This window comes from Mycobacterium sp. ML4, assembly GCF_054515735.1.
On the sequence record NZ_JBTNSY010000026.1, the window covers coordinates 45165 to 69404 of the forward strand.

Annotated in this window: 26 protein-coding genes and 2 pseudogenes; 18 read left to right on the top strand and 10 right to left on the bottom strand. The window is 66.1% G+C overall.

Annotation, left to right across the window (positions count from 1 at the left end):
* Positions 1–51: 51 nt before the first annotated feature.
* Entirely contained in the window at positions 52–471 is a 420-nt protein-coding gene (locus tag ACX9NE_RS24360) for a PPOX class F420-dependent oxidoreductase (RefSeq protein ID WP_459364164.1), read from the top strand.
* Here ACX9NE_RS24360 and ACX9NE_RS24365 read toward each other — a convergent pair.
* The gene (locus ACX9NE_RS24365) at positions 468–866 is read right to left on the bottom strand and encodes a DUF4267 domain-containing protein (RefSeq protein WP_459364163.1); all 399 of its coding nucleotides are present in this window, start codon (positions 864–866) and stop codon (positions 468–470) included. The two genes, ACX9NE_RS24360 and ACX9NE_RS24365, sit on opposite strands and share 4 nt — an antisense overlap.
* A gap of 47 nt (positions 867–913) precedes the next feature.
* On the opposite strand from ACX9NE_RS24365, the gene ACX9NE_RS24370 reads away from it, so the two are divergent.
* From ACX9NE_RS24370 to ACX9NE_RS24380, 3 genes are read left to right on the top strand one after another with little or no spacing between them, the layout of a single operon-like run.
* Positions 914–1801, top strand: a complete 888-nt coding sequence (locus tag ACX9NE_RS24370; RefSeq protein ID WP_459364162.1) for an Rv3090 family protease — start codon at positions 914–916, stop codon at positions 1799–1801.
* 37 nt (positions 1802–1838) lie between these two features.
* Entirely contained in the window at positions 1839–3560 is a 1722-nt protein-coding gene (locus ACX9NE_RS24375; RefSeq protein ID WP_459364161.1) for a patatin-like phospholipase family protein, read from the top strand.
* A gap of 29 nt (positions 3561–3589) precedes the next feature.
* Complete coding sequence (locus ACX9NE_RS24380) at positions 3590–4195, top strand: DUF732 domain-containing protein (RefSeq protein ID WP_459364160.1); 606 nt, start codon at positions 3590–3592, stop codon at positions 4193–4195.
* A 1-nt stretch (position 4196) separates the two neighbouring features.
* Here the strand turns inward: ACX9NE_RS24380 and ACX9NE_RS24385 are convergent, their stop codons facing one another.
* Positions 4197–5132 (bottom strand): TIGR03619 family F420-dependent LLM class oxidoreductase, encoded by a 936-nt coding sequence (locus ACX9NE_RS24385; protein WP_459364159.1) that lies wholly within the window; start codon positions 5130–5132, stop codon positions 4197–4199.
* A gap of 79 nt (positions 5133–5211) precedes the next feature.
* Between ACX9NE_RS24385 and ACX9NE_RS24390 the strand changes: the two genes are divergently transcribed.
* Positions 5212–5628, top strand: a complete 417-nt coding sequence (locus tag ACX9NE_RS24390; RefSeq protein ID WP_459364158.1) for an arsenate reductase ArsC — start codon at positions 5212–5214, stop codon at positions 5626–5628.
* An 8-nt stretch (positions 5629–5636) separates the two neighbouring features.
* Here ACX9NE_RS24390 and ACX9NE_RS24395 read toward each other — a convergent pair whose 3' ends face one another.
* Positions 5637–5996 carry an Rv2640c family ArsR-like transcriptional regulator gene (locus ACX9NE_RS24395; RefSeq protein WP_459364157.1) on the bottom strand — a complete coding sequence of 120 codons (360 nt, stop codon included), beginning with the start codon at positions 5994–5996 and terminating at the stop codon, positions 5637–5639.
* A 102-nt stretch (positions 5997–6098) separates the two neighbouring features.
* Here ACX9NE_RS24395 and ACX9NE_RS24400 point away from each other — a divergent pair, with 102 nt between their 5' ends.
* The 7 genes and pseudogenes from ACX9NE_RS24400 (at position 6099) to ACX9NE_RS24430 (ending at position 11739) form a co-directional block, all read left to right on the top strand.
* The gene (locus ACX9NE_RS24400; RefSeq protein WP_459364156.1) at positions 6099–6527 is read left to right on the top strand and encodes an ArsI/CadI family heavy metal resistance metalloenzyme; all 429 of its coding nucleotides are present in this window, start codon (positions 6099–6101) and stop codon (positions 6525–6527) included.
* Positions 6524–7468 carry a TauD/TfdA family dioxygenase gene (locus tag ACX9NE_RS24405; RefSeq protein ID WP_459364155.1) on the top strand — a complete coding sequence of 315 codons (945 nt, stop codon included), beginning with the start codon at positions 6524–6526 and terminating at the stop codon, positions 7466–7468. The genes ACX9NE_RS24400 and ACX9NE_RS24405 overlap by 4 nt, the downstream gene beginning before the upstream one ends.
* Before the next feature lie 152 nt (positions 7469–7620).
* Positions 7621–8670 (top strand): annotated as a pseudogene (arsB, locus tag ACX9NE_RS24410) (ACR3 family arsenite efflux transporter); the annotation flags it as partial.
* Positions 8671–8701: 31 nt separating this feature from the next.
* The gene (locus tag ACX9NE_RS24415) at positions 8702–9475 is read left to right on the top strand and encodes an LLM class F420-dependent oxidoreductase (protein ID WP_459364154.1); all 774 of its coding nucleotides are present in this window, start codon (positions 8702–8704) and stop codon (positions 9473–9475) included.
* Positions 9476–9560: 85 nt separating this feature from the next.
* A complete protein-coding gene (locus ACX9NE_RS24420) occupies positions 9561–10127 on the top strand; it encodes a hemerythrin domain-containing protein (protein ID WP_459364153.1) in 567 nt (188 codons plus the stop codon).
* An 8-nt stretch (positions 10128–10135) separates the two neighbouring features.
* Complete coding sequence (locus ACX9NE_RS24425) at positions 10136–10264, top strand: hypothetical protein (RefSeq protein WP_459364152.1); 129 nt, start codon at positions 10136–10138, stop codon at positions 10262–10264.
* Between the two features lie 38 nt (positions 10265–10302).
* Entirely contained in the window at positions 10303–11739 is a 1437-nt protein-coding gene (locus ACX9NE_RS24430; protein WP_459364205.1) for a protein adenylyltransferase SelO, read from the top strand.
* Here ACX9NE_RS24430 and ACX9NE_RS24435 read toward each other — a convergent pair.
* Positions 11715–11945 (bottom strand): hypothetical protein, encoded by a 231-nt coding sequence (locus tag ACX9NE_RS24435; RefSeq protein WP_459364151.1) that lies wholly within the window; start codon positions 11943–11945, stop codon positions 11715–11717. The genes ACX9NE_RS24430 and ACX9NE_RS24435 overlap by 25 nt on opposite strands.
* A gap of 55 nt (positions 11946–12000) precedes the next feature.
* Here ACX9NE_RS24435 and ACX9NE_RS24440 point away from each other — a divergent pair, with 55 nt between their 5' ends.
* The gene (locus ACX9NE_RS24440) at positions 12001–12450 is read left to right on the top strand and encodes a GAF domain-containing protein (RefSeq protein ID WP_459364204.1); all 450 of its coding nucleotides are present in this window, start codon (positions 12001–12003) and stop codon (positions 12448–12450) included.
* Here the strand turns inward: ACX9NE_RS24440 and ACX9NE_RS24445 are convergent.
* Together ACX9NE_RS24445 and ACX9NE_RS24450 are read right to left on the bottom strand one after the other, a co-directional pair.
* Complete coding sequence (locus tag ACX9NE_RS24445; protein ID WP_459364150.1) at positions 12447–13370, bottom strand: DUF808 domain-containing protein; 924 nt, start codon at positions 13368–13370, stop codon at positions 12447–12449. The two genes, ACX9NE_RS24440 and ACX9NE_RS24445, sit on opposite strands and share 4 nt — an antisense overlap.
* A 64-nt stretch (positions 13371–13434) precedes the next feature.
* Positions 13435–14376: a tocopherol cyclase family protein gene (locus ACX9NE_RS24450; protein ID WP_459364149.1), complete on the bottom strand. Its 942-nt coding sequence runs from the start codon at positions 14374–14376 to the stop codon at positions 13435–13437.
* A 367-nt stretch (positions 14377–14743) separates the two neighbouring features.
* Between ACX9NE_RS24450 and ACX9NE_RS24455 the strand changes: the two genes are divergently transcribed.
* Together ACX9NE_RS24455 and ACX9NE_RS24460 are read left to right on the top strand one after the other, a co-directional pair.
* Complete coding sequence (locus ACX9NE_RS24455) at positions 14744–15205, top strand: hypothetical protein (protein ID WP_459364148.1); 462 nt, start codon at positions 14744–14746, stop codon at positions 15203–15205.
* 573 nt (positions 15206–15778) lie between these two features.
* Positions 15779–17147, top strand: a pseudogene (locus ACX9NE_RS24460) (HNH endonuclease signature motif containing protein).
* 404 nt (positions 17148–17551) lie between these two features.
* Here ACX9NE_RS24460 and ACX9NE_RS24465 read toward each other — a convergent pair.
* Positions 17552–18250 (bottom strand): TetR/AcrR family transcriptional regulator, encoded by a 699-nt coding sequence (locus tag ACX9NE_RS24465; RefSeq protein WP_459364147.1) that lies wholly within the window; start codon positions 18248–18250, stop codon positions 17552–17554.
* Between the two features lie 92 nt (positions 18251–18342).
* Between ACX9NE_RS24465 and ACX9NE_RS24470 the strand changes: the two genes are divergently transcribed.
* Positions 18343–19371: a Rieske 2Fe-2S domain-containing protein gene (locus ACX9NE_RS24470; protein ID WP_459364146.1), complete on the top strand. Its 1029-nt coding sequence runs from the start codon at positions 18343–18345 to the stop codon at positions 19369–19371.
* Entirely contained in the window at positions 19371–20447 is a 1077-nt protein-coding gene (locus tag ACX9NE_RS24475; RefSeq protein ID WP_459364145.1) for an NAD(P)H-dependent amine dehydrogenase family protein, read from the top strand. Before ACX9NE_RS24470 ends, ACX9NE_RS24475 begins: the two co-directional genes overlap by 1 nt.
* 145 nt (positions 20448–20592) lie before the next feature.
* On the opposite strand, the gene ACX9NE_RS24480 is transcribed toward ACX9NE_RS24475, so the two are convergent.
* From ACX9NE_RS24480 to ACX9NE_RS24490, 3 genes are read right to left on the bottom strand one after another with little or no spacing between them, the layout of a single operon-like run.
* Complete coding sequence (locus ACX9NE_RS24480; protein ID WP_459364144.1) at positions 20593–21612, bottom strand: NADP-dependent oxidoreductase; 1020 nt, start codon at positions 21610–21612, stop codon at positions 20593–20595.
* Positions 21609–22574, bottom strand: coding sequence for an LLM class F420-dependent oxidoreductase (locus ACX9NE_RS24485; protein WP_459364143.1), 966 nt, complete (start codon positions 22572–22574; stop codon positions 21609–21611). The genes ACX9NE_RS24480 and ACX9NE_RS24485 overlap by 4 nt, the downstream gene beginning before the upstream one ends.
* A complete protein-coding gene (locus tag ACX9NE_RS24490; protein ID WP_459364142.1) occupies positions 22571–23698 on the bottom strand; it encodes an acyl-CoA dehydrogenase family protein in 1128 nt (375 codons plus the stop codon). The genes ACX9NE_RS24485 and ACX9NE_RS24490 overlap by 4 nt, the downstream gene beginning before the upstream one ends.
* An 80-nt stretch (positions 23699–23778) precedes the next feature.
* On the opposite strand from ACX9NE_RS24490, the gene ACX9NE_RS24495 reads away from it, so the two are divergent.
* The gene (locus ACX9NE_RS24495; protein ID WP_459364141.1) at positions 23779–24240 is read left to right on the top strand and encodes a winged helix-turn-helix transcriptional regulator; all 462 of its coding nucleotides are present in this window, start codon (positions 23779–23781) and stop codon (positions 24238–24240) included.

Here is a 24240-nt window from a genome sequence, read left to right on the forward strand (position 1 = left end):
GAAGTGCCCCCGGGAGGGAATTATTCCCGGACTGCCGCCGTAGAACAACGCATGAAGCTCAACGACGCGGCACGTCAATTCATCGGCAACGGCACCGACGCCACGCTGGTCACCCTCAATCCCGACGGCAGTCCCCAGGTGAGCCTGGTCTGGGTCGCCCTGCAGTCGACGCCCGACGGCGACGAACTCGTCACCGCCCACCTGGCCGAGCACAAGAAGGTGCGCAACGTCCGCAGCGATCCCCGCGTGGCGGTCACCGTCGTCTCGACCGACGACCCGCACGGCGACATGCGGCCGTACCTCGCCATCAACGGGACGGCGCGCATCGTCGAGGGCGGTGCGCCGGAACTGCTGAGAGAGCTCGCACGGACGCTGTCGGACCCGGACGTGTTTCCGCCGGACGGTGCTCCGCCGGGGTTCCTCACCCGCATCCGCATCGACAAGGTGGGCGGCATCGGCCCCTGGAACTAGGCGTCGGCGGGCATCTGCACATCCCGCTTAACCGGGCGCGCCGCACCCCAAAGCCCAACGCCGACACCGATAATCGCGCCTCCGAGACCGATAATCCGTTGAGAACGTTTGAGTTGACCGTGCACGGACAAACCGCCCAGCAGATCAGCTGCGTCCGCGCCGCCAGAAGCCAGGAACCAGCCGCGAGTGTTCTTGCCGCGCAACGCCGATGTGGCGAGCAATCCGCCGATCAGTGCGTCGCGGTAGCCCATTGACCGCAACAGCAGTTGCGTCGTCGGCGTCTGGTCGTCCGGGTCACCCCAGAGCTTGTTCGCCGTGATCGGATCGACGAGGAATGAAATGCCGGAGGCGAGGCGAATGCTGCCCGCAACGAGCGCGGCACGGTCGATAGCCATGGCCCGCAGCTTAGAGTCTTCCCACACAGCTGAGAAGGAGTGTAGGGATGACGTGGCAGATCGTGTTGTTCGTGCTTTGCCTGGCCGTCGCAGGTGTTGCGGCCCTGGGTTGGGTCTTGACTCGCAACGATCAAACTCGACGCCGCCGCCGAACGGTCGCGCTCGGGGCGGTGGCCGCCGCCGTCCTGGTATTCCTGCTGGGCTGTTTCACCATCGTGGGGACCCGCCAGATCGCCATCGTCACCACCTTCGGCCGCCCGACCAGTGTGAGTCTCAACAACGGATTCCACGGTAAGTGGCCCTGGCAGATGACCCATCAGATGGATGGTGCGGTGCAGATCGACAAGTATGTCAAGGACGGCAATCACGACGAGCGCATCATGGTGCGGCTGGGCAACCAGTCCACCGCCTGGGCGGACGTCAGCATCCGCTGGCAGCTCAAACAGCACGCCGCACCCGAACTCTTCCAGCAGTACAAGACTTTCGACAACGTGCGCGTGAATCTGATCGAGCGGAATCTGTCGGTTGCCCTCAACGAGGTGTTCGCCGCGTTCAATCCGCTGGACCCGCAGAACCTCGACGTCTCCCCACTGCCGAACCTGGCGAAGCGCGCCGCTGACCTGATGCGCCAGGACGTCGGCGGCCAAGTCGACATCTTCGACATCAACGTGCCCACAATCCAGTACGACCAAGGCACCGAGGACAAGATCAACCAGCTCAATCAACAGCGCGCCCAGACCTCGATCGCGGTGGAGTCCCAGCGCACGGCCGAAGCCCAGGCCAAAGCGAACGAGATCCTGTCGCGCTCCATCAGCAACGACCCCAACGTGGTTGTGCAGAACTGCATCACAGCCGCGATCAACAAGGGCATCAGCCCGCTGGGGTGCTGGCCGGGCGCCGCGGCAATGCCCACGGTGCCCGTCCCCGGACGGTAGTCATGACCGGGAGCTGCCCATGAGAGGGTGATTCCTCATGGAGATCCCGTTCGCCGACGTGCTGCGGGGCCGTTTCGGGCCTCGCAGGGGACGCCACGTGCCCGAGTTTGATCTCACACCCGTCCTGGAGGACCTCGAAGACGACGAGACCAAAGCCACCGATGCCGCGCTGGACACCGTCGACCTGCCGTCGGCCGACCCCGCGCTGGTGCTGCAGAAGATGGAAAGCCGCCTGGTGCGCCACCACCTGGCCAACCCCGATGTGCTCAGCGGCGAGCAAGTGCGGAAACTGCGTTACATCCTGAACTTCGCCCGGTTGGCCGATTTCGAACCTGGGGCCGCAGGTCCGGGCGGCGGTCGCGGACGCGGCGACATCGCAATTGGCGCGGAGGTCGGACCGTGGCGGTCCAGGGTGGTCGATGCCCTGTTCGCGCCGTTGCGTGAGGAACCCGACCAGATCAAGGCGCTGACGGCGGCCCGCGAGATCCTGGCCGGCTTGACCGACGACCAGGACGATCAGCGGCAGGTACTCATCGACCGCCACCGCAACGATTTCTCGGCCGCCGAACTCGACGCCGAGGTGGGTTACAAGAAGCTCGTCACCGTCCTCGGGGGCGGCGGCGGTGCGGGGTTCGTCTACATCGGCGGCATGGCGCGACTGCTGGAAGCCGGCCAGGTGCCCGACTACCTGATCGGTTCGTCGTTCGGGTCGATCATCGGCAGCCTGGTGGCTCGCGAATTGCCGGTCCCCATCGAGGAGTACGTGGCCTGGGCCAAAACGGTGTCCTACCGGGCGATCCTCGGGCCGGAACGGGTGCGTCGCCGCCACGGCATGGCCGGCCTGTTCGCGCTGCGCTTCGACCAGTTCGCCCACGCACTGCTCAGCCGCGAAGACGGCGAGCGCATGCGAATGTCGGATCTGGCCATACCGTTCGACGTGGTGGTCGCCGGTGTGCGCCGGCAGCCGTACGCAGCACTGCCCTCGAGGTTCCGCCGTCCCGAGCTGGCGGCGCTGCAATTTCGCTCGCTCCCCTTCCGCCCCATCGGGATTGGGCCACTGGTGGCGGCGCGGATGTGGCAGGTGTCGGCATTCATCGACCTGCGCGTGGTCAAGCCGATCGTCGTCTGCGGCGACGACCCGGCACTCGACTTCGACGTGCTCGACGCGGCGTCGTTCTCGTCGTCGATTCCTGGTGTGCTGCACCACGAAACGAGCGACGACCGGATGGTGCCGTTGCTGGAGGACCTGTTCGCCGAGCGGGATATCGCGGCACTGGTCGACGGCGGCGCGGCCAGCAACGTGCCGGTCGAACTGGCGTGGAAGCGGGTCCGTGACGGCAAACTCGGCACCCGCAACGCGTGCTATCTGGCGTTCGATTGCTTTCACCCACAATGGGATTCACGGCATCTGTGGCTGGCCCCGATCCTGCAGGCGATCCAGCTTCAGATGCTGCGCAACCTGCCCTACGCCGACCATCTGGTCCGTTTCGAGCCCACCCTGTCGCCGATCAACCTGGCCCCGTCGACTACGGCCATCGACCGCGCGTATCGGTGGGGACGGGCCAGCGTCGACCGTGCGATCCCGGTGACGTCGGCGCTGTTGCAGCCGACCTGGTGGGTCGGGGACGCGCCGCCGGTTCCCGCGGCGCACCCACGGGAGCACGCCAAGTCGGTGGCGTCTTCGATGAGTTCGGTGATGGCGGCGATTCAATCACCGAGCGGCCGACTCTCCCGCTGGCGCAACCGCCACCTGACCTGAGGCCGGGCCGGGCCGACTAGCATGACCCCATGGTCGACCCGGTCGGAGGTGGTGACTACAACGCTGGCGAGACGGGGGCAAACCTGGCCTGGTCGCGCGGTAACGAGGTGCCGGATATCCAGGATGCCGCGGCCGCCGGGCGCAGCCCGAGCGGGGCGAACCCCGCCGTGCCACCCGACGAGGCCGACGTCGACCAGTCCTGGACCACCGCGTGGACCCGCGCCGCGACGGTCCTGCTGATCTGTCTGGCGCTGGCCGTTGTGATCGTGGTCGCGGGCTGGGTGATGAGTAAGAGCAACACGTCCAAGAACGCCTCCCAAACCGGCGGCACCACGGCCGCGCCGGCGACGACGAAGGCACCGGCGACGACCACGACCATCGCCTCGACGCCCGACCAGGACGACCGCTACATCGCCGCGCTCAACGAGAAGGGCATCGCATTCGCCAACCCGCAGGCCGCAGTGTTCAACGGCAAGACGGTGTGTCAGAACATCGGACAGGGGATGACGGTGCAAGAGGTGGCCACGCAGTTCAGGTCGAGCAGTCCGGCGTTCGCCGACCACGCCGACGACTTCGTCGCCATCTCGGTCCGTGCCTATTGCCCGCAGTACAGCAAGCTGGTTGCCGCGATCTGAGTCAGTCGGTGACTTCCCGGAAGGCGCTGACCAGTTCGCCCAACACCTCACGCGCCTGTTCGTAATCCGGCGGCAGCGACCCCGAGAACCGAATGTCGGTGGCGCCCTCGGCCACCATGCCGGCAACCGCGGCAACGGAAGCCCGCACGTCGATTCTGCGATCGGACCCTTTCACCAAGGCCGCCGATCCTTGCACCTGCAGACCGCCCGGGTCCGTACCGGCGTCGGCGATCGCGCGCTTCATCGCCGGGATAGCGCTGCCGAGGTCGGTGATCGCCGGGCCCCACGGGATCCAGCGCTTGCCGAACCGGCTCAACCGGCGGGCAACGGCCGGGTTGACGGTGCCGCTGACCCAAATGGGCGGTCCGCCCGGCTGAACGGGCTTCGGCATCTGATGAATGCCCTCGAACGACAGCTCCGGGGAGCTATAGGTGGCGCGCTGCTGAGTCCACAGCGTCTGACACACCTCGAGCGTGTGGTCCAGCAGACGGCCGCGGCGCTCGAACGGCAGGCCGGCGGCGTGGTACTCCTCGCGTTGCCAGCCGATTCCCACACCCAGGTCCACTCGCCCGCCGGACAGCACGTCCATGGTGGCCAGTTGCTTGGCCAGCACGGCGGGGCGCCTCAGGGCTGCCAGCAGCACCGAGGTGCCCAGGCGGATCCGCGTGGTCGTCGCTGCAATCGCCGTCAGCAGGATGAGGGGTTCCAACCACTGGCCGTCGGGACCGGTCGGTTGTCGGCCACCGGTGGTCCCTCCCACCGCCGGATCGGCGTAGGCGTCCAGGTTCTCGCCGAACACCACATGGTCGGACACCACGACGCGATCGACACCCGCGGCATCCATGGCGCGGGCCGTCCCCAGTGTGGCATTCCAGTCCACGTACGGGTCGTCGCTGTAGCTGCGCAAATAGAGCGAGACTTTCGGACGGTCCGTCATGCACCCATTCCTGTCACCTGCCGAGTATCCCGGATGCGCCGCGCGCGCCCGTAAGGGCGCGACGTTTATGTTGATACCGATGAGCGCCAAACCGTCCGTACTGTTCGTCTGCGTCCACAACGCCGGTCGCTCCCAAATGGCCGCCGGGTTCCTTTCGGCGCTGGCCGGTGACGCCATCGAGGTCCGCTCAGCAGGCAGCGCGCCTGCGGACGCGATCAACCCCGCTGCGGTGGCCGCCATGGCGGAGGTCGGCATCGACATTTCCACTCAGAACCCCAAGATTCTGACCGCGGACGCGGTGGCGGCCTCGGACGTGGTGATCACCATGGGCTGCGGAGACGCCTGCCCGTTCTTTCCCGGCAAGAGCTACCGCGACTGGGTGCTCGAGGACCCCGCCGGCAAAGGTGTGGAAGCGGTGCGGCCTATCCGCGATCAGATCAGGGGCCGGGTGGAAGACCTCATCGCCGAGCTGTTGCCGGACCCGGCGAGTCTCTGAAAGCTGTTCTAGCTGCAGCATTCCGGGTCGAGGACCATCACCAGTGCGGCCACGGCAGCGCGGTGCGGGCGGTGATACACACTGGTGCCCTGTCTCGTCGACTCGACCAGTCCGGCGTTTCGCAATTGACTCAGATGGTGGCTGACCGTGGACTCGCTGACTCCGATCGCCGCGGCCAACTCCCCGCTGTTGCATCCGTCTCCGGTCGCACCGAACAGCAGGGACATGATCTTCACCCGCGCCGGGTCGGCCAGCGCCTTGAGTCGCAGCGCGACCTGCAACGCGTCCTCGTCACTCATCGCGCCCGCTGCCACGGGTGCACAACATACCGGCGCGGAGATGTCGATCACCGGCAGGGCTTTGGGCATGAACCCCATCATGCCATAGGGTTTGACATATATCGAAAAGGTGGCATGCTATGCCTTATCCGATTAGTTCGACATATGTCGTAAAGGTTCCCAGGAGGCATCATGTCCCGTGTCCAGTTGGCACTCAACGTCGATGACATCGACGAGGCCATCACGTTCTACTCCAAGCTGTTCGCCACCTCACCCGCCAAGGTCAAACCGGGCTACGCCAATTTCTCCATCGAAGAGCCGCCACTGAAGCTCGTCCTGCTCGAGAACCCGGGTCAGGGCGGCACGCTCAACCACCTCGGAATGGAAGTGGAGTCCAGCGACCAGGTGCACGACGAAATCGCCCGCCTCACCGGCGAAGGCCTGTTCACCGAGGAGGAGATGAGCACCACGTGTTGCTTCGCCACCCAGGACAAGGTGTGGGTGAACGGCCCGGGCGGCCACCGCTGGGAGATCTACACCAAGCTGGCCGATTCCGAGACCTTCTTCGGGCCCGCCACCGAGGAGGCCGGTTGCTGCGGCGCCCAGGCGACGGCGCAGTGAGGACGCCGGTCCGGGCGCCCTCGGTGTGGACGCCCGGAGATTTCCCCGACGAGACGCTCTGGTCGTTCGACCTGTCCCCGGCAGATCGGCAGGCATTGATCGACTACGGGCAGGGCGGCGAAATCATTGATCTGAGCGATCATTTCAGCGACCGCGCACCGGACTGGGCTCAATTGCTCACCCATGGGCCCGGTTTCGTGCGGCTGCGGCGGTTCCCGATCGACGGGCTCACCGAGGTCCAGACCGAGCGTGCTTACCTTGGTCTCGGCCGACTGCTGGGCGAGCCGGTCGGCCAGGACCGCGACGCCAACGTCCTGACTCACATCCGGGACGAACGCCGACCGGCCGCCCCGGGTGTGCGCAAATACCGCACCAACCTCCGCCAGGATTTTCACAGCGACGGCTCCGACCTCGTCGGGTTGCTGTGCCTGCATCCGGCACGAAGCGGCGGTGAGTCCAGGATCGTCAGCGCGCACGCCGTGTACAACGAGATGTTGCGGCGCGCACCGCATCTGGTCGACGTGATGTACCAGCCGATGCCGTGGGACCGCAACGAGGAGCAGGGCGCCGGCGAGCCGCCGTTCTTCGAGCTGCCGCCCATCACCGACATCGACGGGACACCGCGACTGTTCTTCATCGCCTGGTACATCCGGGACTCCCAACGCCACCCCGACGCGCCCAGGCTCACCGAGAACCAAAGCGCCGCATTGGATCTCGTCGAGTCCATCGCTAACGACCCGGCCTTTCACATCAAGATGCGATTCGAACCCGGGGATGTCCAACTGCTCAACAACGCCGTCGTCCTGCACTCACGGGAGGCCTACGCCGACGAGGACGACCCGGCCAGGAGGCGGCATCTGTTGCGGCTGTGGCTGAAGACCGCAACCGCCACCACCCATCAGCTGCTGCGCGCCGGAGTCCCCCACCGGAGCCAGCGATAAGCCATGGCTTCCTTGTCTTTTCGGCCGTGTCGCGCAAGTCTTGACTTGCCCCGTGCCATCGAGGACTGTCAGTATCGCCCGGATGCGGGCCAGGTTCTGTCGACCGCGCGGGTCATCGGCACTCGAACTATCTCAGGAGCTGCGTGAGCGACGTGACCGCATCATCGGAAACCCATACACCTGTGGTGGCCAAACTCTCCACGCTCGACCGGTTCCTACCGGTGTGGATCGGCCTGGCCATGGCCGCAGGACTGCTGCTCGGCCGATGGATACCCGGGCTGAACACCGCACTGCAGAAGGTCCAGATCGACGGCATTTCGCTGCCGATCGCCCTGGGCCTGCTGATCATGATGTACCCGGTGCTGGCCAAGGTGCGCTACGACCGTCTCAACACCGTCACCGCAGATCGGCGAATGCTGGTCAGTTCCCTGCTCCTGAACTGGGTCCTCGGACCGGCGCTGATGTTCACCCTGGCCTGGTTGTTGCTTCCGGATCTGCCCGAGTACCGCACCGGTCTGATCATCGTCGGCTTGGCTCGCTGCATCGCCATGGTCATCATCTGGAACGACCTGGCCTGCGGCGACCGCGAGGCCGCTGCCGTCCTGGTGGCGCTGAACTCGATTTTCCAGGTGCTCATGTTCGCGGTGCTCGGCTGGTTCTACCTGTCCGTGCTGCCTGGCTGGCTCGGCCTTCCGCAGACCACGATCTCCACTTCTCCGTGGCAGATCGCCAAGTCCGTCCTCATCTTCCTGGGCATCCCACTGCTGGCCGGCTATCTCTCCCGCCGCCTCGGGGAGAACGCCAGGGGCCGCGACTGGTACGAGACCCGTTTTCTGCCGACGGTAGGCCCGTGGGCCCTGTACGGGCTGTTGTTCACCATCGTGATTCTCTTTGCGCTGCAAGGCGATCAGATCACCAACCGGCCCTCGGACGTCGCCCGCATCGCCCTGCCACTGCTGGCCTACTTCGCCATCATGTGGGGCGGCGGCTACCTGCTGGGAACCGCGTTGGGTCTGGGATACGAACGCACCACCACCCTGGCCTTCACCGCCGCGGGCAACAACTTCGAACTGGCCATCGCGGTCGCGATCGCCACCTACGGCGCCACCTCCGGACAAGCCCTTGCCGGCGTCGTCGGACCTCTCATCGAAGTACCCGTCCTCGTCGCACTGGTCTACGTCTCCCTGGCGCTGCGGCGACGCTTTCCACCGCGGAGCCGAAGTACTCGGGTGCATGCTTGACGCTGTGAAGGTCGGCGTTCAAATTCATCCGCAGAACACGACGATGACCGATCTGCGCGCGGCGTGGCAGGCGGTCGACGAACTCGGCGTGGACAGCCTGTGGACCTGGGACCACTTCTTCCCGCCGCTGTACGGAGCCGCCGACGAGGCTCATTTCGAGGGCTGGCAGATTCTGGGCGCCATGGCGGTCACCACATCGAAGGTGTCCCAGATCGGGATGCTGGTCACCGGCTGCGGCTACCGCAACCCCGATCTGTTGGCCGACATGGCGCGCACCCTCGATCACCTTTCGGGCGGTCGCGCGGTCTTGGGCATCGGCTCGGGCTGGATGGACAAGGACGAGATCGAGTACGGCTACCCGGTGCGCACCCCCGGGCAACGACTCGACCTGCTCGCTGAAGCGCTCCCCCGCATCCGCCGGCGCCTAGCCTTGTTGCAGCCGGGACCGATCGGCCCGTTGCCGATCCTGATCGGCGGCAACGGGGAACGGCGCACGCTTCGCCTGGTGGCCCAGCACGCTGACATGTGGAACGGCTACGGCGACGCCGACACCGTTCGGGCCAAGAACCAGGTCATCGACCGGTGGTGCGCCGAGGTCGGGCGTGACCCCGGCGAGATCGAACGCACGGCATGGATCGAGCGCGCCGAGCCCGGGCTGATGAAATCGCTGGTCGACGCCGGAGCCGCGCACTTGATCCTCGGCCTGCGTGCGCCGTACCACATGGACGAGGTGAAACGCCTGGTCGCGTTCGGGCTGGCGTTTTAGCAGCCGGCTGCCCGGGTATGCGCGCAGATGCGGCGCACAGGCCCCCGCGCCCGCTCCGAGCCCCGTTATTGGAGGTGCATTCCGCGTGGCCGAAATGATTGTTGAAACACCCGAAGAAGTCATCGCCTTCCTCAAAGCCCAGCACGACCTGATCGAGGACATGTTCGACCAGGTGCTGCTCGCGTCGGATCCACAGGCGCGCGAGAAACCTTTCATCGAGTTGCGCCAACTCCTCGCCGTGCACGAGACGGCAGAGGAGATGTTCGTGCATCCGCGCGCCCGCCGCGAAGTCGAGTCCGGCGACGCGATCGTCGACAGTCTCTTGCAGGAGGAGCACTCCGCAAAGGAGCAGCTGTCCAAGATCGAGAGCCTCGACATCACGTCGCAGGAGTTCATCGACGAGCTCACCAAGCTGCGCGAAGCGGTACTGGCCCACGCCGAACATGAGGAACTCGAAGAGTTCGAGACGTTGCAGAGTGACATGGGCCCCGAAGAACTCAAGCGGATGGGAACCGCGGTGAAACTGGCCGAGGCCATCGCACCCACCCGGCCGCACGCCGGAGTGGAATCGGCCAAGTTGAATTTCGCCGTCGGGCCGTTCGCCTCGATGCTCGACCGCGCGCGCGATCTGATCAAGAACGCCATCAGCTAGGAGAAACCATGAGCAACCCGGAAACGCCGGAGAACCCGGACACCGAAGACGACGACGACAGCATCGTGTCGCCGCCTGCCTACCCCGCTTACTCCACCCCTCCGCCGGAAGGTTTGGCAACCAACGAGGACGGTTGATTCTCCGTAGTGTGTGACAAGTGAGCGTTACCCCCAACATCACCGTCACCCTGCAGGGCCGCTTCGCCAGCGAGTTACCCGAGCTGGCGGTCCCTTGGCAGGCCGACGTGCCGCCGGAGGCACGGCTGCTGATGCTCAACGAGCCGTTGGCCGCCGGACTGGGTCTGGACGCGGGTTGGTTGCGCAGCCCTGACGGACTGCGATTCCTGGCGGGCAACCTGGTACCCGAGGGCGCTGCACCGGTAGCCCAGGCCTACGCCGGGCATCAGTTCGGTGGCTACGTGCCCCGGTTGGGAGACGGACGCGCCCTGCTGCTCGGCGAGCTCATCGACGCCGACGGGCGGCTGCGCGACATCCACCTGAAAGGTTCCGGGCGCACACCGTTTGCCCGCGGCGGCGACGGCCTGGCCGCCATCGGTCCGATGCTGCGCGAGTACATCATCAGTGAGGCCATGCACGCGCTGGGGATTCCGACGACGCGATCATTAGCCGTGCTGGCCACCGGGCGACCGGTGGCACGCGAGACGATGTTGCCGGGCGCGCTGCTGGTGCGCGTGGCGAGTAGTCATCTGCGAGTGGGCAGCTTCCAATATGCTTCTGCTACAGGCGATCTCGGGCTGCTGCGCCGGCTGGCCGACCATGCCATCGCCCGCCACCATCCGGAGGCGGCGCACGCCGAGAATCCGTACCTCGCGCTGTTCGAAGGGGTGGTAGCCGCGCAGGCGTCGCTGGTGGCGCGCTGGATGATGGTCGGCTTCATCCACGGGGTGATGAACACCGACAACATGACGATCTCCGGCGAGAGCATCGACTACGGGCCGTGCGCGTTCATGGAGGCCTACGACCCCGACACCGTCTTCAGCTCGATCGACGCGTGGGGCCGCTACGCCTACGGCAATCAACCCACGATCGCCGCCTGGAATCTCGCCCGCTTCGCCGAGACGCTGCTGCCGTTGCTCGGAGGCGATGTCAACGATTCAATTGCTTTGATAGAGAATGCATTCGACGGCTTCCACGCCTACCACTCGGCGTGGCTGTCGGGTATGCACGCCAAGCTCGGCGTGGCCACCGACGTGGATGCCGTCCTGCCGTTGCTCGACGAACTGCTTCCCATGATGCAGGAGAGCCACGTCGACTTCACCTCGTTCTTCCGCCATCTGGCCACCGCCGCCCGGGGGGATGACGAACCGGCACGGGCGCAGTTCGTCGACCCCGCACGGTTCGACGACTGGGCGCGGCGCTGGCGGGCCCTGGGCCCGGACGCCGACGCGATGGACCGGGTCAATCCGATCTACATTCCCCGCAATCATCTGGTCGAGGAGGCCCTGACGGCGGCGACCGCCGGTGACCTCGGTCCGTTCGGTCAACTGCTGGATGCCATCAGCGCGCCGTATACCGAGCGGCCCGGCCTGCAGCGGTACGCCGCGCCCGCACCCACGGATTTCGGCGTCTACCGAACCTTCTGCGGCACCTGAACTTTCGAGTTCTCCCCGACGCTGGATGACGTGATTCCGATCGCGATCATGATGTCGATGTAGGTGATGAACAGCCCGGCCCAAAAGGCCCACTTCATCTGCGGATCCATTGGCGCGGAAAAGAATATGATCAAGAAGATCGGGCCGACGATGCCGCACACGAACACCATCGCCTGAATGATGAGATAGCGCTTGAAGGTGGACACCGGCCATTCTCCCGTCGTTACGGCGTGCACAGCATATCGCGGGACAATGAGCGCCATGGCCGAGGTCTACCGCGCCCCGATGCGATCACGCAGCAACGCCATCGACTCGCGAGCCACCTTCGAGCGCGCCCGCCGGTCGGGTCTGTGCGGCTTCGGACAGGTGGCGGGCAACCCGGCCGAACAGGAACGTCTGGCGCACCGGGTGGACCGGTTTGCCGGCGCGGCCGACGGCTCATTCGTGTGGACCCGCGACCAGGACGGATTGTTCTGGCTCGGCCGACTCGCCGGGCCGTATTTCCGTGACGATGACGACGACGCGCTGGCGGTCGACCTGGTGCACGTGCGGCCCTGCACCTGGCTGGCCGAGCCGTTGCTGGAACTCGAGGTGCCCGCCGCGGTGGTCGCGACCTTCCGGCGCGGTGGACGCAACTTCCAGCAGACCCATCACGGGACGGTCAGCCAAGAGACACAACAGATCTGGGACGCTCGCCGACCGCAGCGCTAAGCCTTCGCGCGTGCGCGCCGAACCCGTTGGAACACCTGCACGACGGCCAGCACGACCGCTCCGACCACCGATCCGACCACAGCGGATATCGCAGTGTTGACCAACCAGCCAAGCACGCCCCCCAGCGGCGCGTGGTGAACCCATTGCTCGGCATGATGCACCAAACCATATGGCGTGTGCCAGCCCAGGTGATCGGTGCCCATCAGCAGGATGTGGCCGCCCACCCAGAGCATCGCCACCGTCCCGACGACGGCCAGCACCGACAGGAGTTTGGGCATGCCGGCCACCAGCGCCCGACCCACCTTCCTGCCCACGCGGGAGGAGGTCTTGGCCAGATGCAGGCCGATGTCGTCCATCTTGACGATGGCGGCGACCACGCCGTACACCGCGACGGTGATGACCACCGCGACGATGACGAGGATTGCCAGCCTCGGCACGAACGCCTCGGCAGCCACCTCGTTGAGCGCAATCACCATGATCTCGGCGGACAGGATGAAGTCGGTCCGGATAGCAGCGGCCACCATGTGACTCTCGCTCTCCAGCTGCTCGTTACTGTGGCCGTGACCGCGCAGACTGCTCCAAACCTTCTCGGCGCCTTCGTAACACAGGTACGTGGCCCCGAGCATCAGGATCGGGCTGAGCAGCCACGGCGCGAACTGGCTGAGCAGCATTGCACCGGGCAGGATGAACAGGAGCTTGTTGCGCAGCGATCCCAGCGCTATGCGTTTGATGATCGGCAATTCACGCTCGGCCGAGATTTCGTCGACGTACTGAGGCGTCACCGCCGTGTCGTCGATGACCACACCGGCGGCCTTCGCGGTCGCCCGTCCGGCGGCGCCGCCGACGTCATCGAGTGAAGCGGCCGTCAGTCGTGCGAACAGCGCCACGTCGTCCAGAAGCCCGAACAGACCCGCGCTCATCGCGTCTGCCTCATGGCGTTGCAGCGTACCCGGGTGCGCGTCGATCGGCTCATCACTGCGCTCATCAGGAAGGCCGGCTTCCCACCTCGAGGCCGGCCAATGTCGAAGTGCCCTCGAAGATGACGCGGCCCCATTCATGCACTCGGCAGTGCAGCGTGCCGGCGAGGTATTCGTAGTCGGTGTCGATATTGCGGCGCTCGGCCGGCAAGGGTACGGGGAGCACGTGCGGTCCCTCCGGCGTGCCGCGCCCGTCGAGTTCGACGCGGTAACGCAGGGTGCGGGCGTCGATGTGCCACCGCTGCACGTCGCAGCTGGATGACACCAGCGCCGGTGGAGTGATACGCAACACCCGATCACCCCGTCGCACAACGACTCCGGTGACATCGCGGTTGACCGGACCCAGCTCCAGCAGCCCCCCGGAGAACGCCACCGACACGTCGGCGTCGCCGAAGTCGTGAGCCTGTCCCCACCACCACCGCAGCGGAAAACCGGCTCCCCAGTTTCGTTCGCAGTACAACGTCGCGTCGGTAAATTCCCAACGCCGGCCTTGGTGGGTCACGCTGCCGGAAGCTTTGCCCCCCAATCGGTACGGATGCCAGTACTGGTTGAGGAACGGCACCGAGGAGAACACTCCGCCGCCGCCGAACGGTTTGGGCCACTGGTACGGATCGTGAAATTTCAGGTCGACTGCGGTGTCGCCGAGCACCATCCTGAGCCGTTCTCCGTTGGCATCGATCAGATTCCCATCCGATTCCGCTTGCACCCTGAACCGCGCTTGACTCGCCGTGACACCGTCTACCGCCGCCGAGCGCACGACCGCGCCGGGGTGCAGCGCGATCGCGGCTGTCGACCAATCGCCGTCGGAGTGCCGGTTGGCGCTGCACAGGGCGACCACAACCCGTCCTTCGTCGCGGTCAGAAAGGCGCCAGAACCAGCCTTCCATTTCGGTGCCGTGCGACGGGACCGGATCTCCGAACGGCACATCGGCGCCCGTCCGTCGATACATCGACACGAGCCTTGAAACCAGATCATTCACACACCCTTGGTACCCCACCGGTGGGCGGTATGAACGCGCAAGCCCAATGCTCGCCCTCAACTGCCGGATGGGTACCACCTGACGGCGGTCATCTCGTCGAGCAGTTCTGCCGCTGGCCCGACGCGGCTCGGATGCTCCGCCCGGGACGGCGGTGACTGCGTGCAGTAGCGACCTCGGATCCACTGTGGCTACCGACGATGCGCTTGCTATGAAAGCGGCGGCCGCGCACCGCAGTGCGCGAAGCGAGTAACGCTGCGCGAGCTGAGAAGACCGATAAAGTTGTAAGCTCGTTGCAGCCCCAACCGGGCAACACAACCGAGGCAAAAGGGGTGGGCAAATGCAGCTCGGCGCATTGTTCGCAACTATGGTCACTTTCGCTGGGGTCGGCGTCGGGTTGGCACCGAACGCCAGTGCCGAAACGGAACCGGCACCGCCACTGCCCGAGGGTATGTATGCGGGCACCATCTTGAGCGCCAGCAAAGCGACTTTCCACCCCTACCTTCAAATCCGGCATGACTGCGGGCCGGGGTGCTACACACTCGATGATTTGAGCGATGAGCAAGTCGGAGGGCAGTACCGCTACAACGCAGTGAGCAATCGGTGGGAAAACGGCCCGAAGAACTACGACGCGCCTTGCGACGGTGGAGCGCAGGCCGGGCGCGAGACGTACTACACCACCGACGGCATACACATTGGGCTGGACGTCAAATTCACCAGGGATGTTTGCGGCCAGACCGCCGCGCAGGCGAATGCAATTGCTGCCGCAGAACAGTGGTCCGAAATTGTGGCCCCGGCGTAGGGCTTCCAGTTTTTCCAGGAAGCCGCCAATCCCCTAATCGCGGGCCCGGATCACAAATGCGCTCCGGACAACCGGAGCAATCTAGTGAACATCTACGGCGGCTTGACCGGCTATTGCGACGATGCCGATGCCACCGAGGAGCGGGTGGGTCACGGCTTGTCTTGGTCGGGTGTTCTGGTTTGCCGGGGTGCCGGCGGTGGGATCTGTCTGTGGCGGGTCCTGTTGAGCGGGTGCTGCGATGGTTGCCGTAGGTCAACCGGGTCGCGGTGTATGCGGTGGCCCGACGAGGGTGTCGTGCTCAACGATGGCCCGGGCCGTTCGGCGAATTTCCTGTCTGCTCAACTTGACCTGTCGCCGACGGCCTGGCCGCGGTGTGTGCGGATCGACGCCGCGCTGCCGCGGAGCGCCACCAACAAGATGCTCACACGGGAGCTCATCGCGCAGGGTCCCAGCGCGGGGGACGGTGTGCTGTGGGAGCGGCGTGTTCGCGGTGAGCGAAATATTCTGTGGGGCTTGATCTGTCGGTGTTTGGGCGACCCGAGCTTGTCGGTGCTCCTTCGTAGAATTTGGGGTATGGCCGTCAGTTCGCGTGAGGAGATCGTGGCGGTCTTCGATGCCCTCGATGCGGTGGCGGAGCGGTTGGGTGCGTTGAGTTTTGATGTGTTCACCACGCGGGAGTGGATGCGGGCGTTGGAGCGGTTGGAGACCGTGCAGCGCCGGTTACGCACCCCGCGGCATGGGTTGATCAACCAGTTGGCCGCCCAGTCCTGCGAGGAAGAACTCGGCGGCAAACTCGGTGCGGCGCTGGCCGAGCGGCTGCGGATCACCAAAGCCGACGCCAACCGGCGCATCGCCGAAGCCGGGGAACCTGGGCCCGCGCCGGGCACTGACCGGGGAAGTGTTGGCGCCGTTGTTGACCGCCACCGCCGCCGCCCAACACGCGGGCCGCATCGGCGACGCGCACGTGACGGTGATCCGCGACTTCCTCGCCCACCTACCGGCCGCCGTGGACCCGGGCACCCGCGAGGCCGCCGAAAAAGATTTGGCCGCCAAGGCCTGCGACTTTCGCCCCGAGCAGGTAGCCACGTACGCCCACGAGGTGATGGCGTTGCTGCACCCCGACGGCGACTACACCGAGCAGCAACGCGCCCGCCAACGCGCCCTGGCGATGGGCACCCAGGGCTACGACGGCATGTCACGCATCACCGGGCTGATCACCCCCGAACTGCGCGCCCTGATCGAAGCCGCCTGGGCGAAACTGGCCGCCCCCGGAGCGTGCAACCCTAAGGACGAGAAGCCGGTGATCGACGGCACCCCCGATGAGCAGACCGCCCGCCGCGACACCCGCAGCCAACCCCAACGCCAGCACGACGCGCTGCTCACCGCCATCCGGGAACTGCTCGCCGCCGGCACCCTGGGCACCCACCACGGCCTACCCGTCAGCGTCATCGTCACCACCACATTGAAAGACCTCGAGGACGGCGCCGGGCGGGCCCGCACCGGCGGCGGCACCCGAATCCCGCTACCGACACTGATCCGCTGGGCCGCCCGAGCCCACCACTATCTAGCGGTCTTCGACGGCGCCAAACCGTTGGCGCTATTTCACCCCCACCGCTTCGCCAACCGGGCGCAGCGAATGATGCTGCTGGCCAAAGACGGGGGCTGCACCCGACCCGGCTGCGATACCCCCGCCTATCACTCCCAGGCCCACCACGTCTCCGGGTGGACCACCACCCACTACACCGACATCGCCGACCTGACCCTGGCCTGTCCCCCCGATAACCGCCTCGCCGAAAAAGGCTGGATCACCCGCACCAACGCCAAAGGCGACACCGAGTGGCTCCCACCCGCCCATCTGGATCACGGACAACCGCGAATCAATACATTCCACCATCCCGAAAAGCTGCTCGCACCCGACGACGAGGACGACGAACCCGATTGACTCCCGAACGCGCCGGGCGCTTTCCGGTGATGACCGGCGACCGCAATCGCTCGGGCTCCCCGGCCGAAACCAGGTCGGGCAGGGCGTCGGCGATCGCGTTGACCCTCAGGTCGCGTTCCGATACCGCCGACACCGACGAGTGGGCCTGCGCAGGATGCTGCACGGGCAAGAGTCATCGAAGTGGGCGCAGCGATAGAACACCACCACGCGCCGGCCCTTACTGATGGCGACGCCGCCAACTTCACTGTCCACCACAGCGGTTCGCTGCGACGCGGTGATCGGCGTGGCCCCCCGGCGGTTTTTCGGTGCTGTCGTCGACCTGTGCGCCGCCCGTGCCGATGAGGGTCGTCTGAACCGTAACCCAGCGGATTGAGATTACCGCAGCGAGTGGATGACCAGGTCTGTCACAACGACTGCGGCAGAGATGAATTGGTGGTGAGCACCGATGATGTCGACCTCGGCGCACTGCGCGGCCTGCTGCAAGCCGATTCTCCCAGGTAAGCAACGATCGCATTGGTCAACCCCCGCCGTGCCTCGTCGAGATCGGCATAACTGCCCAGCTGTCGTTCCGAGACCAGGCCACGCATCGCTCCCGGGATCAACGTCGCGATCTCATGGACCCGTTGCGGATCGACATGCAGGTCGGCGAACGCCTTCTGACACGTCGCATGCCAACCCTGCCCCCACGACCGCAACTCCGCGGCGGTGCGCGGGTAGAGCCGGTCCAGCTCACTGGGTTCCCGCGGGAGCGCGGCGCGCAGATTCTCGATCGCCCGCGAATCGGGCGCGGTCAGTCCGTCGTACAGCGTGTCGATGATCTCCGAGACCCGCTGCTGCAGCGACGCCCCGGTATCCGGGTTGGCGAACACGTTGGCCCGCCGCAGCGCGGTGTGGTGCAGCACCGCAGCCCAGAACCCGTCGGCGTCACCGAACTGGTATTGCACGGAGCCCCAGGTGACCCCGATCTGTTTGGCAATCCGATTCGCCGAAACCGCTGCGGGATCACCCGAGGCCAGCGCGGTCACCGCGGCCTGCAGCATCGCCTCTCGCGTAGCCTGCCCCCGCTTGTTGGCCCTGCGATTCGCGCTGTCCGCCACTGCCATTCCCGAATCCTAACGCGGAAAGCCAAGTTTCGTTGACTCTTCTATGACTTTTTCATAGAGTGCTTGATGATCGGATCGAGAGGACCGCGTACATGGCGAAGCCGCCTTTGTCGATGAAACCCACCGGCTGGTTCCAGGTCGCGTGGTCCGACGAGATCGGCATCGGCGATGTCCACACGATGACGTACTTCGACCAGGAGATGGTCGCCTGGCGCGCCCACACGGGCCAACTGACGGTGATGAACGCGTATTGCGAACATCTGGGCGCTCACCTGGGCTACGGCGGAAAGGTCGTCGGCGAGGTGTTGCAGTGCCCGTTCCACGGTTGGCAGTGGAGCCGGCAGGGCCGCAATGTCTGCATCCCGTATCAGGACCGCCCCAACAAGGGACGACGGATACGCACCTACCCGGTGGTGGAGCGCAACGAGTCGGTTTACATTTGGCACGACATCCAAGGCCGCGCACCGTTTTTCGACGCACCGGACGTCTTCGCCGACTTCGGCGACGGCCGTGGGCCCGCCGACTATTACCCGCAACAGCGGCTGTTCCAGCAAGGCCTGGAATTGCACCCGCAGTACGTGCTGGAGAACGGCGTCGACTTCGCCCACTTCAAGTACGTCCACAACACGCCGATCGTGCCGATCTTCACCCGGCACGACTTCGACGAACCGGTGTCCTACGTGGACTTCACCATCACCTTCGAGGGCGACGACCAACAGAGCATCGAGGATGTCCGCAGTGGCGTCGAGGCAATCAACGGCGGACTCGGGGTGGCCGTCACCAGGAGTTGGGGCATGGTCGACAACCGCACCCTCTCGGCGATCACGCCCGTCGACGAGCGCACATCCGACGTCCGGTTCATGGTCTACATCGGGCGCGTGCCGGGTCGCGACGATGAACGGGCTCACGCCAAGGCCCGCATGTTCGGTGACGAGGTGATCCGGCAGTTCACCCAGGACGTGCACATCTGGGCACACCAGCGGTACTCCGACCCGCCGGCACTCACGAACACCGAGTACGAGGGGTTCACCGCGATCCGCAACTGGGCCAAGAGGTTCTATCCCGATGGAAAGGGCGGCGCCGCCGCCGAACTCACCAACTCCGGAAAGGCCCCAGTGTGATGTCACCCATCAAGGTCTTCCAGGTCGCCACCGGCAACGTCGGTACCGAGATGATCAAGCGCATCGCCACCCACCCCGACCTGGAACTGATTGGCGTGCACTGTTACTCACCGGAGAAGGTCGGCAAGGACGTCGGCGAGCTCGTCGGACTGGCGCCCAACGGTGTCACGGCGACCGGCAGCGTCGAGGAGATCATCGCCGCGCGGCCCGATGTGCTGACCTTCCACGGCGTGTTCCCCGACGAAGACCTCTACGTGAAAGTCCTTGAGGCCGGCATCAATATCGTCACCACCGCGGATTGGATCACCGGCTGGCACCGCGACCGCAACCACCCGCACCACTCCGGCAAACCGGTCACCCAGCTACTGGCCGAGGCATGTGAGAGGGGCGGTTCGACGTTCTACGGGACAGGCATGAACCCCGGCGTCAATCAGATCCTCGGTGTGGTGTGTTCGGCCGACGTCGCCGAGATCGAGAACGTCACCACCATCGAGTCGGTCGATGTCTCCTGCCATCACTCCAAGGACACCTGGATCGAGGTGGGTTACGGCTTGCCCGTGAACGATCCGTCCATCCCGGGCAAGTTGGAGAAGTACACGCGCGTCTTCGCCGACAGCGTCCTGATGATGGCCGACTGCTTCGACCTGCAACTCGACCAGGTCAAGTTCGGCTACGAATTGGGCGCCTGCACCAAGGACGTCGACCTCGGTTGGTACACGCTTCCCAAGGGTTCGCTGGGTGGCAACTACATCAAATACCAGGGCATGGTGGACGGGGTCCCGCGGGTCGAGACGCACCTGGAGTGGCAGATGACGCCCCACACCGATCCCAGCTGGGATATCAAGGGCTGCTACATCACTGCGATCAAGGGCGACCCGTGCATCTACAACAAGCACATGATCTTTCCCAAGCCGGGCGTCGATCTGTCCAACCCCGACAACTTCGCGGCGATCGGCATGACGGTCACCGGGTTGCCCGCACTGAATTCGATCAAGTCGGTGGTCGCCGCTCCCCCGGGGCTGATAACCAGCGCCGACCTGCCGCTGCGCGCCTTCGCCGGCCGCTTCAATATCTAGCTGCTCCGCGGCATCGGGGTACCGGCGCCGTGGGCTATGACATGCGCATCGTCGGTACCGCGGATCTACTCCGCGGAGAACAGCGATTTGCCCCGGTTTGCGCTCCGGCGCAAGCCGTCGTCGACGCAGATCAAACCCCTCGCCGTCAAGAGTCGAGCGCCAGGATCAGTTTGCCGGTGTTGTCGCCGCGGAATAGCGCGAGCAGCGCCTCGGGGAAGTCGCCGACGTCGCCGCGAATGATCTGCTCGCGGGAGCGAAGTTCACCGCTGCGCAGCCAATCCGCAAGCTGCACAACGCCTTCGCGGTACCGGTCGGCGTAGTCAAAGATCACGAACCCGGTCATGGATGCCCTTGCCACCAACAGCTGCATGTAGTTCGCCGGGCCGCGGAGTTCTTCGCGTTCCTCACTGGCGTTGTACTGCGAGATGGCGCCGCAGATGACGACCCGGGCGCCGCGGGCCAGCCGGGACAGCGCGGCTTCCAGGGTGGCGCCCCCGACGTTGTCGAAGAAGACGTCGATGCCGTCCGGCGCGTGTGTTTTCAGCTGCTCGCGTAGGTCACCGGCCTTGTAGTCGATCGCGGCGTCGAAGCCGAGTTCCTCGACCAGCCAGCGGCACTTGTCCCGGCCGCCGGCGATGCCGACCGCCCGGCAACCCTTGATGCGGGCGATCTGGCCGGCGATGCTGCCCACCGAACCGGCGGCACCGGAGACGACGACGGTCTGACCCGGCTGCGGCCGGCCCACGTCGAGTAGCCCGAAGTAGGCGGTCAACCCGCTGATGCCCAGTGCGCCGAGATGCACCGGGGCAGGCGCCAATGTGGTGTCGACCGGGGTCACATCGCGGCCGTCAGAGACGGCGTACAGCTGCACCCCGAACGTGCCGAACACCTCGGCGCCAGTCGCGAAATCCGGGTGCCGCGACTCGATGACACGCCCAATGCCGCCGGCGCGCATCACCTCGCCGATCTCCACCTGCGGCACATAGGACCGGCCCGCGTTCATCCAGGTCCGCATCGCCGGATCGACCGAGAGATACTCGACGTGTACCAGAAATTCACCGTCCGCCGGCGTTGCGGCGGGTTCGTCGCTGATCTGCCAATCGGAGATCTTCGGCAAGCCGACCGGGCGGGCAGCCAGCCGGCATACGGTGTTGGTGGTTGTCATGGCATCTCCTGACTCAATGCGGTGAGAGTCCTACGGCCGCCGGGATCTTCGGCTGTGCCGGGCACTACCGCGACACAGTCGGCGCCGGCGTCCCGGTAGGCACGCAGTCGCTGCACGATGCGGGACGCAGAACCCAGAGCGCACACCGCGTCGAGCAGCTCGTCGGGAATCGCGCCCGTCAGTTCTTGGCGGGAGGCGCCGGCGCGGGCCCGCCGCACCAGTTCGCCGAAACCCAACGCGCTGAACATTTCTCCGTATCCGGGCGGTGCCAGGTAGAGGCCCAGTTGACCGGCCAGTTGCGCGTATGCGGCGGGCCCGGGATCAAGTGCGACCGGAACCCACGCCGTCAGGCGCGGGGCTGGGCCGCCGAAGGCGGCATGGTCGATAGCTTGACGCACCTGCGCCACGCGGGCGGGCGAGGCGAGGTTGAGCACGACCTCGTCGGCCTGCCGTGCGGCGAGCGCGACCATGCCGGGGCCGAACGCACCCAACGCGATTCGCGCTTCTGGGATGGGGTTGCGCAATCGGAAACCATGGCTGCTGACGTGTCGGCCGTCGTAGTTGACACGCTCGCCGGCCAGCATCGGCCGCAGGCATTCGATGGTCTCCCGCATGACCGGGACGTGGTGAGCCCAGCTGCGGTTGTGCCAGCCGGTCACGATCGCCGGGCTGGAGGCTCCGAGGGCGAGGTCGACACGGTTTCCGGTGAGCGAGGCCACGGTGCTCACACCCAGTGCCAGCGTCACCGGCCCGCGGACGCCGACGGCCAGTGGCCCGATCTTCAGCGGCAGCTCGGATGCGCGAAGCCCGATCGCGGTCGCCAGGGCAAACGCGTCGTAGGTGGCCATCTCCCCGATCCAGAGGGCGTCGAAACCGGATTCTGAGACCGTCCGCGCGATCTCCAATGCCTCCCGGTCCGGCCGATCGAGCCAAAATGGAAGGACGACTTCGAGTTTCGTCACAGCATTGAGGTGTCGGCGTGCTGGTCGAGCAGCAGGCGGCCGGGCAGTTCGCGGGATGCTTCGTTCACTTGGAAGTGGGCGGTGGCGGTGAAGGCGTCGCGGAACCGGCGCTGCAGCGGCGACGTGTCGTAGATGGCGGTGCTGCCGGCCAGGTCGTACATGGTGCGCACCACGTCGGCGGAACTACGTGCGGCGTGGGTGGCCGCCAGCCGCAAGCGGTTACGCAGGACAACCGGCACGGGTTCGGTTTCCTGGCTGGCCTGCCACGCGGCCTCGGTCGCCTCGTAGTACAGCGCGCGGGCCGCGCCCAGAGCCGACTCCGCCGTCGCCACCGCGGCCTGAGTGGCCGGGCGCTCCGCCAGGGTGCGCGTGGACCCGAGTCCCTTCTTGCCCCCGGCCAACTCGACGAGATCGTCTATCGCGGCACGGGCGTTGCCCAGCGCGGCCGCGGCGACCGACAGCGCGAAGAACCCGAACACCGGAAAGCGGTACAGGGGCCGGTCCACGGCCGGCCCGTCGAACACCGAGAACACCCGGTCGGCCGCCACGAAAACCTCCTCGGCGACGGTGTCGTGGCTGCCGGTGCCACGCAGCCCCAGGGTGTGCCAGTTATCGAGCACCCGCAGGTGGTCTTTGGGCAGCGCAACCACCGACGGCACCCCGCTCCCGTCGACGAAGCAACCCGCAAAGAGCATGTCCGCGTGCGTGATTCCGCTGCAGAATGGCCACCGGCCCGACACGACCACGCCGCCGTCGACGGACTTCGCCGTGCCGCGCGGTGCCCATACCCCGGCCGCGACGCCTCGTCCGCCGCCGAACATCTCCTCACGCGCGGCCTCGGGAAGGTAGGCCACCAGCAACGCGCTAGTGATCGCGATCGACACGCACCAACCGGTCGCCGCGTCTCCCCGCGCGATCGCCTCGGCACAGCGAAGGGCCGTCGGTGGCGACAATTCGAGCGCGTCGACCTCGCGCGGCATGGTGGCGCGAAGCATGCCGGCCTCGTTGAGGCGGGCCACGAGTTCGGGCGGCAGCCTGCGCTCCCGGTCGATCTCCGGCGCCATGTCGCGGGCCGACAGCGCGATCTCCTCCGCGAGGACCTCGGGTGTGTCTGCATGATTCATCGGCGGCTCCCGGTGACGGTGACAGTGCAGCCAAGTTACCACGTGCGGTTCAGTAGCTGAACCGGTACAGTGACTGAACTATGACGGCTGCCGATCTGTCCCACCGCTTCCAGGGGGAATCGGTCGGCCGGGCGCTGGAATTGGTAGGCGAACGCTGGACGCTGCTGATCCTGCGCGAGGCGTTTTTCGGGGTGCGGCGCTTCGGTCAGCTCGCCCGCAACCTCAGCATTCCGCGGCCGACGCTGTCGGCGCGGTTGCGCAGGCTCGTCGACGCGGGACTTCTCGAGCGGGTGCGCTATTCACAGGATCCGGAGCGCTACGAGTATCACCTAACCGAGGCCGGGCACGATCTGTTCGGCGCGGTCGTGGTGTTGATGCGATGGGGCGACGAGCACCTGCCGAACCCGGACGGGCCGCCAATTATGTTGCGGCACCGTACTTGTGGTGAGGTGGCCGATCCGCGACTAATCTGCGCCCACTGCAGCGGAGAGATCACCACGCGCAATGTGATGCCCGAGGCGGGGCCGGGATTTCGCGAATAG

Coding starts and splice junctions, on each gene's coding strand:
- ACX9NE_RS24360 (WP_459364164.1), top strand. CDS start 52: ATGAAGCTCAACGACGCGGCACGTCAATTCATCGGCAACGGCACCGAC.
- ACX9NE_RS24365 (WP_459364163.1), bottom strand. CDS start 866: ATGGCTATCGACCGTGCCGCGCTCGTTGCGGGCAGCATTCGCCTCGCC.
- ACX9NE_RS24370 (WP_459364162.1), top strand. CDS start 914: ATGACGTGGCAGATCGTGTTGTTCGTGCTTTGCCTGGCCGTCGCAGGT.
- ACX9NE_RS24375 (WP_459364161.1), top strand. CDS start 1,839: ATGGAGATCCCGTTCGCCGACGTGCTGCGGGGCCGTTTCGGGCCTCGC.
- ACX9NE_RS24380 (WP_459364160.1), top strand. CDS start 3,590: ATGGTCGACCCGGTCGGAGGTGGTGACTACAACGCTGGCGAGACGGGG.
- ACX9NE_RS24385 (WP_459364159.1), bottom strand. CDS start 5,132: ATGACGGACCGTCCGAAAGTCTCGCTCTATTTGCGCAGCTACAGCGAC.
- ACX9NE_RS24390 (WP_459364158.1), top strand. CDS start 5,212: ATGAGCGCCAAACCGTCCGTACTGTTCGTCTGCGTCCACAACGCCGGT.
- ACX9NE_RS24395 (WP_459364157.1), bottom strand. CDS start 5,996: ATGCCCAAAGCCCTGCCGGTGATCGACATCTCCGCGCCGGTATGTTGT.
- ACX9NE_RS24400 (WP_459364156.1), top strand. CDS start 6,099: ATGTCCCGTGTCCAGTTGGCACTCAACGTCGATGACATCGACGAGGCC.
- ACX9NE_RS24415 (WP_459364154.1), top strand. CDS start 8,702: ATGCTTGACGCTGTGAAGGTCGGCGTTCAAATTCATCCGCAGAACACG.
- ACX9NE_RS24425 (WP_459364152.1), top strand. CDS start 10,136: ATGAGCAACCCGGAAACGCCGGAGAACCCGGACACCGAAGACGACGAC.
- ACX9NE_RS24440 (WP_459364204.1), top strand. CDS start 12,001: ATGGCCGAGGTCTACCGCGCCCCGATGCGATCACGCAGCAACGCCATC.
- ACX9NE_RS24445 (WP_459364150.1), bottom strand. CDS start 13,370: ATGAGCGCGGGTCTGTTCGGGCTTCTGGACGACGTGGCGCTGTTCGCA.
- ACX9NE_RS24450 (WP_459364149.1), bottom strand. CDS start 14,376: ATGTATCGACGGACGGGCGCCGATGTGCCGTTCGGAGATCCGGTCCCG.
- ACX9NE_RS24455 (WP_459364148.1), top strand. CDS start 14,744: ATGCAGCTCGGCGCATTGTTCGCAACTATGGTCACTTTCGCTGGGGTC.
- ACX9NE_RS24465 (WP_459364147.1), bottom strand. CDS start 18,250: ATGGCAGTGGCGGACAGCGCGAATCGCAGGGCCAACAAGCGGGGGCAG.
- ACX9NE_RS24470 (WP_459364146.1), top strand. CDS start 18,343: ATGGCGAAGCCGCCTTTGTCGATGAAACCCACCGGCTGGTTCCAGGTC.
- ACX9NE_RS24475 (WP_459364145.1), top strand. CDS start 19,371: ATGTCACCCATCAAGGTCTTCCAGGTCGCCACCGGCAACGTCGGTACC.
- ACX9NE_RS24480 (WP_459364144.1), bottom strand. CDS start 21,612: ATGACAACCACCAACACCGTATGCCGGCTGGCTGCCCGCCCGGTCGGC.
- ACX9NE_RS24490 (WP_459364142.1), bottom strand. CDS start 23,698: ATGAATCATGCAGACACACCCGAGGTCCTCGCGGAGGAGATCGCGCTG.
- ACX9NE_RS24495 (WP_459364141.1), top strand. CDS start 23,779: ATGACGGCTGCCGATCTGTCCCACCGCTTCCAGGGGGAATCGGTCGGC.